The organism is Nostoc sp. (assembly GCF_054880495.1).
Window position 1 is genome coordinate 1 of record NZ_JBTYKD010000264.1, and the last position, 14,277, is coordinate 14,277.

At 43.9% G+C, this 14,277-nt stretch carries 8 protein-coding genes; 3 read left to right on the top strand and 5 right to left on the bottom strand.

What is annotated here, in order from left to right:
• Positions 1-120: 120 nt before the first annotated feature.
• The 3 genes from ACYTXL_RS24010 to ACYTXL_RS24020 form a co-directional block, all read right to left on the bottom strand.
• Positions 121-375 (bottom strand): hypothetical protein, encoded by a 255-nt coding sequence (locus ACYTXL_RS24010; RefSeq protein ID WP_461926921.1) that lies wholly within the window; start codon positions 373-375, stop codon positions 121-123.
• Between the two features lie 44 nt (positions 376-419).
• Positions 420-3,494: a phosphoenolpyruvate carboxylase gene (ppc, locus tag ACYTXL_RS24015; RefSeq protein WP_461926922.1), complete on the bottom strand. Its 3,075-nt coding sequence runs from the start codon at positions 3,492-3,494 to the stop codon at positions 420-422.
• Positions 3,495-3,578: 84 nt separating this feature from the next.
• A complete protein-coding gene (locus tag ACYTXL_RS24020; RefSeq protein ID WP_461926923.1) occupies positions 3,579-3,833 on the bottom strand; it encodes a hypothetical protein in 255 nt (84 codons plus the stop codon).
• A 499-nt stretch (positions 3,834-4,332) separates the two neighbouring features.
• On the opposite strand from ACYTXL_RS24020, the gene ACYTXL_RS24025 reads away from it, so the two are divergent.
• Both ACYTXL_RS24025 and ACYTXL_RS24030 read left to right on the top strand, forming a co-directional pair.
• Positions 4,333-7,335 carry a DUF1574 domain-containing protein gene (locus tag ACYTXL_RS24025; RefSeq protein WP_461926924.1) on the top strand — a complete coding sequence of 1,001 codons (3,003 nt, stop codon included), beginning with the start codon at positions 4,333-4,335 and terminating at the stop codon, positions 7,333-7,335.
• Between the two features lie 167 nt (positions 7,336-7,502).
• Complete coding sequence (locus tag ACYTXL_RS24030; protein WP_461926925.1) at positions 7,503-9,002, top strand: MBOAT family O-acyltransferase; 1,500 nt, start codon at positions 7,503-7,505, stop codon at positions 9,000-9,002.
• Positions 9,003-9,022: 20 nt separating this feature from the next.
• Here ACYTXL_RS24030 and ACYTXL_RS24035 read toward each other — a convergent pair whose 3' ends face one another.
• Positions 9,023-10,108, bottom strand: a complete 1,086-nt coding sequence (locus tag ACYTXL_RS24035; RefSeq protein ID WP_461926926.1) for a HoxN/HupN/NixA family nickel/cobalt transporter — start codon at positions 10,106-10,108, stop codon at positions 9,023-9,025.
• Between the two features lie 318 nt (positions 10,109-10,426).
• On the opposite strand from ACYTXL_RS24035, the gene ACYTXL_RS24040 reads away from it, so the two are divergent.
• Positions 10,427-10,615, top strand: coding sequence for a PEP-CTERM sorting domain-containing protein (locus ACYTXL_RS24040; protein ID WP_461926927.1), 189 nt, complete (start codon positions 10,427-10,429; stop codon positions 10,613-10,615).
• A gap of 140 nt (positions 10,616-10,755) precedes the next feature.
• Here the strand turns inward: ACYTXL_RS24040 and ACYTXL_RS24045 are convergent, their stop codons facing one another.
• Entirely contained in the window at positions 10,756-14,007 is a 3,252-nt protein-coding gene (locus ACYTXL_RS24045) for an alpha-mannosidase (protein WP_461926928.1), read from the bottom strand.
• Between the last annotated feature and the right edge of the window lie 270 nt (positions 14,008-14,277).

Genomic DNA, 14,277 nt, shown 5'->3' on the forward strand with positions numbered 1-14,277 from the left:
AATTAATAGAAGAATTTGGACGGCGAATAAATTCGCCTGCGGCTAGCCCCCATAAATAGAATTTAGGGGCTACCCCGCCGCAGTTATTTTGGTGTAACCGCGAATTCCATTCAGACAAGGCTAATCACGAGCTTGTCGCGTCACCAAACCACCAACAAACGCCCCTAAGATAGTGCCTGTCCATAGTCCTGTTGTGCTACCTTGCCACATTGCGCCTGGTGTCATCCAAGCGTTGCACATCTCTTTTAAACCCCAAGGTTGATTTTGGCACTTTTGGCTATGCAGCATTATAGTGATTTGCCCACTGGTGTAAGCACCAAAAAAACCTGATGACAGCGCCAAAAAAGTGCAAACTAAAATTCTATTTTTTGTCATTAGTCATTAGTCATTTTTCCCTTATTCCCATGCCCAATTCCCAATCAACCCGTATTTCTCATCCCAGCTGCAATACCATTAATAGTTAACAATGCCCCTCGCAGTAACTCGCCTTTGCTGTAACGAGAGTGGATAACTCCAGAAGTAGCAGTAGTATTTTGGGACTGCCGTAGGCGCTTGAGTAGTGAAACTTGGATAAATCCCAAAGGTACAATTGTGCCATTGCGTAACTGTACAGATCGTTGCAATACAGGATCACCATCTAACAGTTGATTGTGATCGGTGATTTTTAACACCAAATCCCTTGTAAGATAGAATTCGCTGGCAATTTGGTCAAAAACCTTGGCAAAACGAAGTTGATCTTCTGGTTTTGACAATTCTTGGACATAGTGATGTGCCATTTGCATATCTACTTTTGCCAAAGTCATCTCGGCTTTAGAAATCACCATCTTGAAAAAAGGCCACTTAACGTAAAAGTAGCGCAGCAATTTCAAGTGTTCCTCTGGTTCTTCGTTCAAAAATTCTTGGAGAGCTGTGCCAACCCCATACCAGGAAGGCAGCAAAAAGCGAGTTTGTGTCCAGCTAAATACCCACGGAATAGCTCGCAGACTACTTAAATCTTTCTTACCAGATGGACGCCGTGCGGGACGGGAACTAATTTGCAACTGGCTGATTTCTTCAATTGGAGTTACTTCATGGAAGAAGTCAACAAAATCAGGCTGTTCGTAGATTAAAGCACGATAATGTTGACGCGATCGCGCTGCTAATTCTTCCATAATCTCATTCCAGGGTTCAATATCATCAAACCCTGTTCGCAGCAAGCTAGCTTGAATCACCGCAGTAGTGATGGTTTCCATGTGGTATAATGCCAAGTCCAACAAGGAGTATTTGGAAGCTAAAACTTCTCCTTGTTCGGTAATTTTGATTCGCCCATTGATACTATGACCCGGTTGGGCTAAAATCGCTTCGTAAGCTGGACCGCCACCGCGTCCCACAGAACCGCCGCGTCCGTGGAAAATCCGCAAGTTTAGATCATAGTTTTCTGCTATTTGTTGCAGTGATTTTTGGGCTTTATGAATTTCCCAGTTGCTACTTAAAAAACCAGAGTCTTTGTTGCTGTCAGAATACCCCAGCATGACTTCTTGCAAGTTCGGCGGGAGGGGAGAGGCGGAAGCAGGGGGAACAAGGGAGGATGAATTTTCATCGGTATCCTGTGCTTTTGTCTGTTCGTAGCCGCCAGCTAACAAAGCGCGGTATAACGGGAGTTCAAATAATTTCTGCATGACGCTTCTGGAGCGTTGTAAATCTTCTACTGTTTCAAATAGGGGGACAACTTGAATAGTTCCGACAGCAATGGCGGGATCAAAAAGTCTGGCTTCTTTGGCTAACAGCAGTACTTCCAGCACGTCGCTGACGTCGCGGCACATGCTGATAATGTAAGTTTGGCAGATGTTGAGACCAAATTCTTGTTGGAGCGATCGCACGACGCGAAAAGTCTCAATTACATCGTTGGTTTTTTCGGAAAATGGCAATTCTGCTGGAATTAATGGCCGGCGGGTTTGCAGTTCTCCGGTGAGCCAAGCAACTCTTTGCTCCTCAGAGAGTTCATTGTAAGGTTGAGATAATATTTGCAGGTATTCCAGAATTTCATTGAGCGCATCAGCATGGCGGGATGATTCTTGGCGAATATCTAGCTGTGTCAAATTAAAACCAAAAATTTCTACCTGACAGATGAGATTTTCTAATTCTCGACAGCTTAAACCTGTTTCTGTCAAGTTGCGCTCAATCATCCGCAGTTCTGCTAAAAAATCAGCTCCCGAAAGATACAGAGGCCTGTCTTGATTTGTTGGCGTTTCCCGATTATACAAAGCTAGATTGCGATCGCGGGTATTTTCCAGCCGTTTCAACACATAAGCCAGTTTCAGCCGATAGGGTTCTTGTCGATAACGCAGCGCCAATGCGTCATAGACTTCGCTTAACTGCGACTGATCTAATTCTAGAGATTCCAGCAAATCTGGTAAAACATCACTCCAATGCATCGACACACTTAACAATTCAATCAGATTTTTTACTGACTGAATATATCTCCCTAGCACCATTTTGCGCTGATAGCAAGCTGTCTGCCAGGTAATTTCCGGTGTAACTGATGGATTCCCATCCCTGTCTGAGCCTACCCAAGAGCCGAAAGAGCAAAAGTTTTTACTCGGTGGTTCTAGCCAAGGAAAGGTATTGGATAGGGTGTGTTTGAAACGTTTATAAAGTTGAGGAATGCCATCAAATAAAACTTCTTGGAAGTAGTGCAGGGCATAATCTACTTCATCTAGTACCGTGGGTTTGAACTGGTGAAGTTCGTCTGTACGCCACCACAGGCGAATTTCTTCGAGCAATTGTTCGCGGACATCTGCGGCTTCCCAAGGATATGCTCCTGGTGTGCTACCAGAGTGGTTTTCCAGGGCATCCAGTTTTTGCAAAAGTTGTACTACCTGTCGCTGCTTATCTCGGATGGTATGACGCACAATTTCCGTCGGGTGCGCTGTGAAAACTAAGCGCACATCCAGATGAGCAATTAGACGTTGAATTTGCTGAGGTGGTACATTCAGTTTGAATAAATAGGGAAATAACGCAGCGAAAGTACCTTTTGGTTTGACTAATTCTTTTTCTAGATAACTCTTTCTCAGGAAATCTGCTGCTATTCCCTTGCTAACAGGCGCGTCATCTTCTCTTTGATTAGAGGAATAGTTGACATTTGATGGTGTTTGCGGTGTTGACTCTATTTCTGCCTCATAGCGACTCAATTGCTGCCGTTGTTCGTATTCCTGCTCAATGATATTAATCAACTGAAAATACAGAGCGAAAGCCCGAGCCGCGCGAATTGCTTCATTGATATTTAATTGCTCAATCAATTTTACGGCTGAGGATGCTTGGTCATTTGTCGCTTGTCCTTCTGGTGAACATAAATCGCGCAACTGCCCCAACAAGTCTACCATATTTTGACCGCATTCTTGCCGGAGAACTGACTCCCACAATTCTTCCACTACCTGGAGACGATGACGCAAAAATAATTCCGACACCGGGTATATATCCGCAGTTTGAGACGAAGAGTATAAAAGGGAACCCATATTCTCTATTCTTGTAAAGCTAATTACTGTTTACGGTTCTACGCTTTGCACTTAATGCTCACCGGGTTGTTCCTGAGCAAATAATTATTTGGTGTATATATTCTCATCTGGATTAGTTTCGTGTTCATCTGGGAAGTCAAGGTTAGGTAGGCGATCGCCTCGCAATAATTCTTCACTGGCTTCCCCTATGGCTTCTAGCGCTCTTACTGTCGTTTTTCCGGTAAGAAGCAGCAGTAATATAGACGCTGTACCTATTTGTAAAAGCAAGGACTGGGGAATGGTAAATAAATCCAGATGGAATGCGGGATTAGGTGAGGGCTGTTGTTTGGTAGGAGGCATTGCTAATTTTTGGTTATGGGAATTATTGAGTAGAGACGCGATTAATCGCGTCTGTACAGGAGAGACGCGATTAATCGCGTCTGTACAGGAGTTAGGAATTAGGGGTTAGGATGACTCCAAGGATAAAGAAATCGAGTTTAAATGGGATAAGCTTGTTGTTTGTTTAGCCCATCAGGGACGTTAAGGGAGTAGAACGCAAGTCCGGCTTTAAACGAAAAGTCATCAGCGTAGTCATATACAATTATTCTGGCTCTTAACTTCTAACTTCTAACTCCTAACTCCTAACTTCTGATTTTTGACTCCCTATTAGTAAAATAAACGCAAAACTCAACATTAGTCCGACTTGCAACCTGTACAAGACTATATTGTCCGATTTTGTGAGCTATGAAGGTAACAAAATTGTTAAAAAAAAACCGTCAGAGTGTGATAGACCTATGGTTCTAGTTTACAAGTGCAGGCACTATCCCCCAACAATCGCTTCCTGTAAAATTAACTTCCGATGAAAACAGTATTACCAGATCGCCAGCAATCCTTACTGCAATGGGTAAGTCAAGCAACAGGGATCAACACCTTCGGAGTGAAAGTCCGGTTGCGGGGAAATGACCTTCATATTCTTTGTGAAGGTACAGAATGTCCGCAGCGTTGGCGTACTTTGTCTGACTTGCTGCAAGCACTACAGCAAACAGATGTAGATATCCTCACAAGCAAGGAAGAACCCTCAATATATCAAGTATTTGTCTATGGCCGAAGAAAAGGGGAACAGCGCCCTAAATGGTGTCATCGGGTTCACTTGAATCAAATAGATAAGCATCTGGAGCAGGTGGAGCAAGCCTTGCTAGCAGACTCGGGAAAATCAAAACAATCGGGTGGGGCGCTAATTGTTTCTAACGAAAGTTTGGCACGCCAGGGGAACCCAGAAGCGATCGCTCGGTATCTTAGCGAAACCCTGAGTGTGTTAGGTGTATCGGTACAGGTAAAGATTAAGCTATATAAGCCAAAGAACTCTCAGCCAGAAGAAAATCGCCTGTGGATATTTTGCCAGTCGATCTATAGCCCTGATGCATCGTTGCTTGCTGAACCAGTCGCGCAGAAGTTGCGTTATCTGAAGCTTTCCGGCTACAAAGATGCAGTAATTGTTTCCCAGGTAAGCGGCGAAACTGCCCCTGATTGGCTGCTGCGGGTGGATTTGACGCCACCAGAGGTAATGCTTAAGGAGTGGGCGCGCTGGGGGGATGTCCAAGCGATCGCGCGATTATTAACTGAGGTATTATCAGAGTTAAAAGTTGCTGTCCAAGCTGATCTAAAGGAATCAACCCTACATATCTTTTGTACTCCAGCTTTTGATCCCTTGGGAATAGCCCCAATCCCAGACAAAGTAGTGTGCTTAGAGGCAATTTTACCCCAGCTAGAAGCGATCGCACCTCAAGGCATTCTCGCCGCCACCCTATACGGACAAAAAGCAGGCGACAACCAACCAACTTGGATTGATTGGCTGGCTTTACCCGCGACAAAGCATCCCGCCTTTGCCATATCACCGCTAGATTTGGCGAATACTGGCGACGAACCAGCGCTGATATTTTTATTGGAGCGTTTACTCAATCCAGATTTGGATTGGCGGCTATTGACAGGGGGAATTCGCGTACTTCTGCTGAACAAAAATGATTTATTGCATATCATGTGTGATGCGCCTGTTTGTCCAGGGCGTGAACAAGTCGCCAGTAAAATTACGCAGTTTATCCGCCAGTTAAAAATTCCCGGTATTATGGGGGTACGTGTCTACGGTCGCCGTGCTGGGAATAAAGAACCTTTTTGGCACTATGGCCTTGATCTTGAGCATCGCCAACGTTTAGTCCCAGAAGCCACCCCAGAATTTGCTGCCACTTCTAAATACGTTAACGATCTAGTAACCTCTGAAACTAACGAACCAATTTTGCGCCCCGACTTAACGACAGAAGAAGTTCAAACTTTTGTGACAGAAGTAGCGCGAGGTTGGATAGCAACAGCGAGTGCAACAGCGAAAAAATTCCTGTTGGCAAGCCAACTATTTACCGAAAGCTACCAGTCATCTGAGGCAAACCCTGATACTCAAGGACTTAAAGTGGTTCTGGTTTGGGGAACGCTGGGATTATTGCTCACCCTCCAAACTGATTGGGCATTAGGTCAAATCATTGCCCGCACTACGCCCACGAATATCTTACCCCCATCATCCTCTGGGCAAAAGGCATCTTTGACATCTGGAAAAAATCCGAGTGATCAAACGACATTTGTTACCAGCACTTCCAAGCCAAAATCTCCTCCAAATCAGAGTTCTGTATTTAATGCTTCGGAATTTACCCAAAGTGATAATACCCCGATCAAGAATTTGGCAGCCGCACCACTGAAAGAAAAAGCAACCTCTACCGCTATTCTTTTAGCAGCGCGATCGCAAATACCAAGTTTCAATGTCAGGCAGTTAGACGAGCAACTAGCACTGTATAAACAGCGTTTAGCGAGAACTGGTAGTCCGCCAGATGTGTTGATTATTGGCTCCTCCCGCGCGCTCAGAGGAGTAGATCCAGCAGCACTTTCTAAAGCTTTAGTGACTCAGGGCTATCCAAATCTTGACGTGTTTAACTTTGGGATCAACGGTGCAACCGCACAAGTTGTAGACTTTCTGATTCGCCACGTACTCGAACCATCAGAACTACCTAAAATAATTATCTGGGCAGATGGTGCGCGTGCTTTCAACGGTGGACGCGAGGATATTACCTTTAAATCGATCACTGCATCAGTTGGTTATAAAGAAGCATTTCAAAAAACACCAATAACTACTGCAAATAGCAATGATTTACCCGAAAATACCGTAAATTCGGGAGAACAAAAGGCAAAGGAAGAAAAACCAGAGATTAGTACCTATGAAGCTATCAATCACTCATTAAATCAGGCTCTAGCATCTCTTTCTGCTAGCTATCAAAACCGCGACCAAATTAAAAGTTTACTGCAAAAACCACTGCTCATCCTTGGTCATAATCAGACAGTTGCATCAGAAAAACAGCTAACAGACGGTACTTCAGATGAGAGTATTTCCCAGCAAGCAGTTGACTTTGATGGCTTTCTACCTTTATCTATTCGCTTCAATCCCGCTAGATACTATCAAATACATTCTAGAGTTCCCGGAAATTACGACAACGACTATAAATCTTTCCAAATAGAAGGAGAGCAAGATGCTGCCTGTCAAGAAGTGCTTCAGTTTGCCCAGTCTCAGAAAATTTCCTTAGTGTTTGTGAATATGCCTCTGACAGGAGATTATTTAGATCCAGTGCGGAGACAATATGAGCAAGAATTTCAGCAATATATGTTGCATTTGGCTACTAATCCCAACTTTATTTATCGTGATTTGAGCCAACAGTGGATAAAAGCAAATGACTACTTTTCTGACCCCAGTCATCTCAACCGCTTTGGAGCATACGAAGTCTCGAAAAAGCTGGCTAATGATCCGATGATTCCTTGGCCGGTGAAGTAGGGAGTGGGGAGTGGGAGATGAGGGAAGACAAGGGAGACAAGGGGGACAAGGGAGCAGAATAACCAATGCCCAATACTTCTCTACGAGACGCTACGCGAACGCTACTTCCACGCCGCTCAGTACAAGTCAGTACAAGTGCCCAATAACAAATGACTAATGACTAAAATATGAACTTTATATCAATTTTCTATGGGCTGTTCTTGTTGAGTGTGTTAGGAATTTACTGGTCTTTAGCACAACAGAAATTGCGATTATGGACTCTGCTAATTGCCAGTTTGATTTTCTACGCATCTTTGCAGATCCAGTACATACCATTACTATTAGCATTGACGTTTATTAATTTCCGTGTGGGGCTGGAGATTGGGAAAAACACATCACCGGGAAAACATTCTCTTGACTGGCAAATTTCTAACGAAGAATGGCAATTTGCCCAAGGTGACTGGAATCGTCGTCGTCTAAAACTTTTGTGGCTGGGTATAACTCTAAATGTTTTATTGTTATTATGTTTTAAGTATTTTACCCCTTTATTCAAGTTTGTTTTTCATCTGGAAACAAACTCACCAGATAGCCCTTTTAAATTGATTGCACCTTTAGGAATTTCATTTTTCACCTTTGAATGCATTGCCTACTTAATAGATGTCTATCGTGGTGCCCCTGCTACTGAGAAGTTTCTCAAATTTGCGACATACAAATTATTTTTTGCAAAAATGATTTCCGGCCCGATTACGCGCTACCACAACTTAGCAAATCAATTCAATACACTAGACTTCCCCAGTAGCGATAGAGTAGCTGAGGCGCTGTGGTTGATTGCTAGGGGCGCAGTCAAAAAAGGTATTTTTGCAGATCACCTGGGAATTTTTGTCGATTTATGTTTTGGTAATCTGCAACGGGCGGGTAGTACCGATTTGTGGTTAGCTACATTCGCCTACGGCTTACAGTTATATCTAGATTTCAACGGTTACGTAGACATCGCCCGTGGTAGTGCTTTGCTTTTCGGCTTGGTTCTACCTGAGAATTTCGATTTTCCCTATTTCAGCACCAATATTGCCCAATTTTGGCGGCGCTGGCACATAACTCTCGGAGATTGGCTACGTAACTATGTCTACTTTCCTTTGGGTGGTTCCCGTCAGGGTTTAGTCCGTACCTGCTGGAATTTATTTTTTATCATGTTAATCGCCGGTATTTGGCACGGTGCTGCTTTAGGTTATGTAGTTTGGGGCATATTCCACGGGTTAGCCTTGGTAGTTCATCGACTTACAGTTGCGATGAGCGATCGCTTTGAAAATCTAGCACAATTCTGGCAAAATCCTCTGGGTATCTTTGTCGCTTGGTTATTGACGCAACTGATGGTTTTTACCTCTTGGATTTGGTTCCGCCTACCTAATCTCCAAGACTCTTCTTTGGTAATTCGGCATCTTTGGGGTTATCCTGCTGACACCCAGTTTGCTGAAAAGGTCTATGTAGAAGCCTTAAATCTCAGCCAATACCAACTCACTTGGGTACTTCTAGCTTTAGCTGTCCTTATGGCTGTAATCTATGCTTTCAACCGAATGCTGAAGTTAGAGCTTAACTGGCCGCTTAAGCTTGTCTTCGTCCCCCTATGTTTCTACGCTGTTTGGTTATTAGCTCCTGAAGGCAGTTTACCCTACATCTACTTTGATTTTTAAAATTCCAGATTTCTGCCCATTCACTTATCCCTCGTCTGCTTAGAGGTTGTAGTGGTAGTAACCTCCAACTCATCATACTTCTTGACTTTGTAGATGAAAGTCGAGAGTAACCAACTTAATACAAAGATGCCAATAATCAAGTAGCCAATTGTGCCGAAATTATCACTTAGGTTACTAATAAAATCCCAAAAGGAACCTTTCAGTTCTAACTGATCACCAATGATACTCAGAGCTTCAATCCCTCCGATGATTACAGCGACCAGTACAGAAATAAAGGTGATGGTCATGTTGTAGTAGAGCTTGCGAATTGGTTTTACGTAAGCCCAGCCATAAGCACCAAGCATTAAAATGCCGTCAGTAGTGTCAACTAGGGACATACCTGCTGTGAACAAAGCTGGGAACAATAAGATCGACCAAATCGGCAGACCTTTAGCCGCCTGACTTGCAGAGATCCCAAGCAGTCCTACCTCAGTCGCGGTGTCGAAGCCTAAACCGAAAAGAAACCCCAAAGGGTACATTTTCCAGCTACTATCTATCAGCCGAAACAAGGGACGGAAGAAGCGACCCAATAGCCCACGTTGGTTCAAAAATTCATCTAAGGACTGATCATCGTAGGTTCCTCCCCGCTTTACGCTTTGGAAAGTTTTATAGACATCCCAGAGAACCACCATATTAATCGCTGCAATTGCCAGTAGGAAAAGTGCAGAAACACTAGTACCAATTAACCCACCAACCTTTTGAAAATTAGGAAAGTCCTTTTGGATGGTCGAGGCGGTCAAAGCGATCGCAACAGAGGCTAAAACTACAATGGTGGAATGACCCAGTGAGAAAAAGAACCCAACACTAACAGGTCGTTTGTTATCCTGCATCAATTTGCGGGTAACATTGTCAATCGCCGCAATATGATCGGCATCCACAGCATGACGTAGACCAAAGGTATAAGCTAATACGGCAGTGCCAAGCAGAAGGGGGTAGCTGTGGAATGTAATGAGTGCAACTACCCAAACCAAAATATTCACGCTAATCAGGAATGCATAAATATTGATAACTTTGCGTCTAACGTTTTTGGAACTATCGTTGAAAACACGCGAAAAACCTGATAACATAATAAATTTCCTCTTGAAAGACAGATTTTTTTGTGGTGAAAATGAATAGGACTGTATTAGCGGCGAAAAACAGAGCCTACCTATCTGGTTTAGACTCGTGAAGATTATTTAAGTAACTTTTTAATAAAGCCTATTGCGATAAAAGCTGCAATCCTCTAGGGAGGCATTTCAAGATTTCATTTTATGTCGTTACAAATAAACAAGACTTAAAATTTTTCCCCCTGGGCTGATTGTAAAGAAGTGTAAAGGTAAGTAACTACTATAGCACGCCGTAAATCCACTTACCATCTCAATTAACCAGACAATTGATTAAACCCCTTGTTGAAGGTAAGCAGTGACGATCCGAATATTGATCTAGCTAATGACAGATTGTTGAACAAATTTGATGTTCAGCGTGTGCCTGAACCTTCCAATGTGGGTGGTTTGAGTGTGGTTATTCTGGGCGGTATGTGGCTGCTAAAGAAAAAAATGCTCCCAGTGCCAAGCATCAACCTGCTGAAAAAGTAGGCTTTTCTTAATACTACCTAAAATCCCCATTAGGGCTGGAGTTGATCATTGACTCCAGTCTAAAGCCGACCGATCACGGTTGAGGGAGCCATCCAAGTCATTTGTTTCATCAATAAAGCCTCAATTCATGACTATTATTATTATTTAAAGTCGGCTCCATTGATGTATAAAGTGAGGATCTTCCAAGGGGAAACGCTAAATATCTTTTCCTCGATCAATTGCTCAGAGGGCTGAGTGAGTCGCTCTAATATATCGGCAGGATGGGAGACTACTAACCTTAAGTCACTCTGCAACGACAACTCGGCTACCTCTCCGTGGCATTCATAACACCGTAAAATCCACTGCTGAGGATCATCCTCAGACTGCTTGAACGCCATTAAGACTAGATTCTGGGCTGATAAATCTAAGAATCGACCAACTGGCGGTAAAGCCTCTATTCGATTAGCCTCTAAACCCCGGTACATCATCACTTGGAGTGGTAGATTTAGTTCGTAGCCGCGTCGTACCGTGTGGGCTGCCTGCCAACTGCCTGGGTGAGGATAGACGGCGTAAGTAAATTGATGATATCCTAGATCAGCTTTAGGATCAGGCCAGTTTGGACTACGTAGTAGAGTTATGCGCAATTGATTCGATTCACTATCGTAACCGTATTTGCAATCATTCAGCAAACTCACACCGTATAGAGCATCGGGTATCGGAGATTGGGAATTGCTAGGAAGTTCCGAAACCCCATCCCCCATTTGCTGAGTCAGATCAGCCCATCGCATAGCAGGAACTTCCCATTTTGCCTGCTCTCTAGGTTCTGTAGGTCGGGTTGGACGCTCAATAGCACCGCAGGGAATCTCATAAGTGACGTAATCCGCTTCTAGAGTTAGCGGGAAAGCCGCTTTTACTAGTGCGTGGCGCTCTTGCCAGTCCACGGTAGTAGCAATTTTGAGAATCGGCGATCCAACTGAGAGTATGTAATCTTGGCAAAACTCAGATTTCCCCAACTGTCGTACTACCCGCAGACGGTGTTGCACTGGTCCTTGTTCTACCAAATGGATAGATTTCAGATGGGTTGGGGATAAAGGGTGTTTAGCATAGTTAGGGTCAATATTCCAAGCATCCCAGTATACATGACCGCTATCCTCGAATCCTTGCAACTGATTACACCCTTCTTGATTGACAATTTCCCGATGATTAATTTTGTCGAAGATACTGCAACAATCGCCACTTTTAGAATCAACAATTACCCGCAAAAATTCATTTTCTAAAACAAAATCTTTTCTAGTAAAAATGTTTTCATTATCTGAGTTAGGCTCAAGTAATGATCTACTAATATTATCTTGAGATTTTTCTGTTTCAGGTGCATCCTGTTGAGCACATAGCCAAAAGAGCCGATAGCCGACTGATGGAATATCAATCGCTAGAAATAGAAGTACCGCTTCCTCGGATAGTTGAGATGTTAGCTGGTGTCCTTCCAAGTCATAAATTTCCCAGTACGGACTTTTCTTACCACTACTTTCTAAAGGAGGAGTTGGTAAGGGGACAGTAACGACTTCTGTTCGCTGCCAATTCAGAGGGTTAAAAACGATAATTGGCAAGGCGTCGGGCTGTGGCGGTGGGGGAAAGGCAATTTGGGATGCGATCGCTCTAAGTGAATTATCTAATATCTCGGAACAAACTCGATCTACTTCCTGCCAAGCTTGGTTTGCATCTACATAAACTTCGGGGATTGACGCTCCTGGTAGAATGTCGTGGAATTGGTTAAACAACACCTTCTTCCAAGCGTCTGACAATTCAGCTTTGGGATAAGCTACCCCACCACTCAAAGTTGCCAAAGAAGCAAACAGTTCTGCCTGGTATAACAACCCTTCACAATGCCGATTCCAACGCTTTTGCAGAGCATGAGTGGTGTAGCAACCACGATGGAACTCAAAATACAGTTCATCATCCCAGACAGGAAACTGCTGAGTGCTAATTTGTTGCAAATATGCACTGGCTGTGGTAAATTCCAGACGTGGGAAGAAAGGAGACTTTTGCCATCGGGAAGCTACCTCTAACATATCATGGGTGGGACCGCCACCGTGATCGCCACATCCAAAAAGCCAGAGGGCATCTTTTAACCCAGTCTGCTTTTCCCAGTCAAGGGCGTAGTTAGTCATTTTGATCGGGTCGATACTTTCCCCAATCGGGGCAGACATGAGGCTGAGTATCTGAGTGCCATCAGGCGATCGCCAAAAGAATACTCCGTGAGGAAACTTTGTGGTATCATTCCAACTCAGTTTTTGGGTGACAAAGTATTCAATCCCTCCAAGTTTGAGAATTTGGGGCAGAGTCGCACAAAAGCCAAAACTATCTGGCAACCAGACAACTGTACTTAACTGCCCAAACTTTTCCTGCACATAACGCTGACCGTAAAGAATCTGTCGCACAATCGATTCGCCATTAATCAGGTTAAGATCAGGCTCAACCCACATCCCGGCTGCAATTTCCCATCGCCCAAGAGCAACCTGTTCTTGAATAGCAGCAAACAAGTCAGGGCGATGTTGTTCAATCCAGGCGTACAAAGCTGGGCTGGAGTGGCAGTAAATCAGGTTGGGAAACTCTTGTTGTAACAAAAGAACCGATTCAAAAGTCCGCACTGCAACTTCCCAAGTTTCACTTATCGGCCACAACCAAGCCAAATCGAGGTGAGAATGACCTAGTAAACATATGCGGCGTTGTTGTGGCAATTCATGAATTGAAGCAGTGAGGTTTTGGCGTAGGTTTGCCAGGGAAAGCCAGAAGGCTTGACTATCTGGCAGTGCTGTCCAATCAATCTCAGCAATAGCTGCTGTTATGATGTCCAATTTTTCTGGTGCTTCGGTTTCGACATAGCGCTGCAATATGGCTAACTCATCAGCGACAAAACTAGGTTCAAGCTGCTGATCACTGGTAGACTCATACACAAGCTGCGATCGCACCAACGCCCCTGCATCATTATCTGGACTAACCATCCGCAATACAACGAAAATCTCCTCCCCTGGTTTTACAGATGGACTAAGCAAAACCCTGGTTGAGGGATCAAACAAATCTCCTTCCTGCACTAAAGAGTCATTCACAAAAATTTTGACATCTTTTGCCCACCAAGTCAGCACCAGTCGTAATGCTAAATCCGTCAAAGGATAGCCATGAAAATCTTCAGGAATGACAAATTGTTGAGCAAGCCACAACACCTGACCGCCTGCGGGTATAGTAATGTGTTCTTTGGCATTGAGTTCTGCGATCGGCCATCTCAAAAAATTTCTATTCAGACTGATACTAGCGTTGGGAGTATCTGAGGAACAATATCGCCAACTGGTCTGAACATTGAGCCGAGACATCTGGCTCAATCTTTGAATGGCTTGAGAAATTAGGCTACTATCCATTTTGAAAAATAAATAATTTTTATAAGCAAAATGCTGAAAACCCCTGAGAAAAAGCAACGCAGTTGCGTATTTCGTACTTCAGGTGCTTGGGTTGAAAGCTCGTGACACCGTTTACGGTGTTCTGATTTAATCTTTTTGGTGTGCTAAACCACGTCTATCTTAAAATCTGTAGTTATTCTGTGATCAAAAGGATTTGCCCTCATCCCCCAACCCCTTCTCCCAAATCTGGGAGAAGGGGAGCCAGAATTTCAAAGTCCCTCTCCCATATCT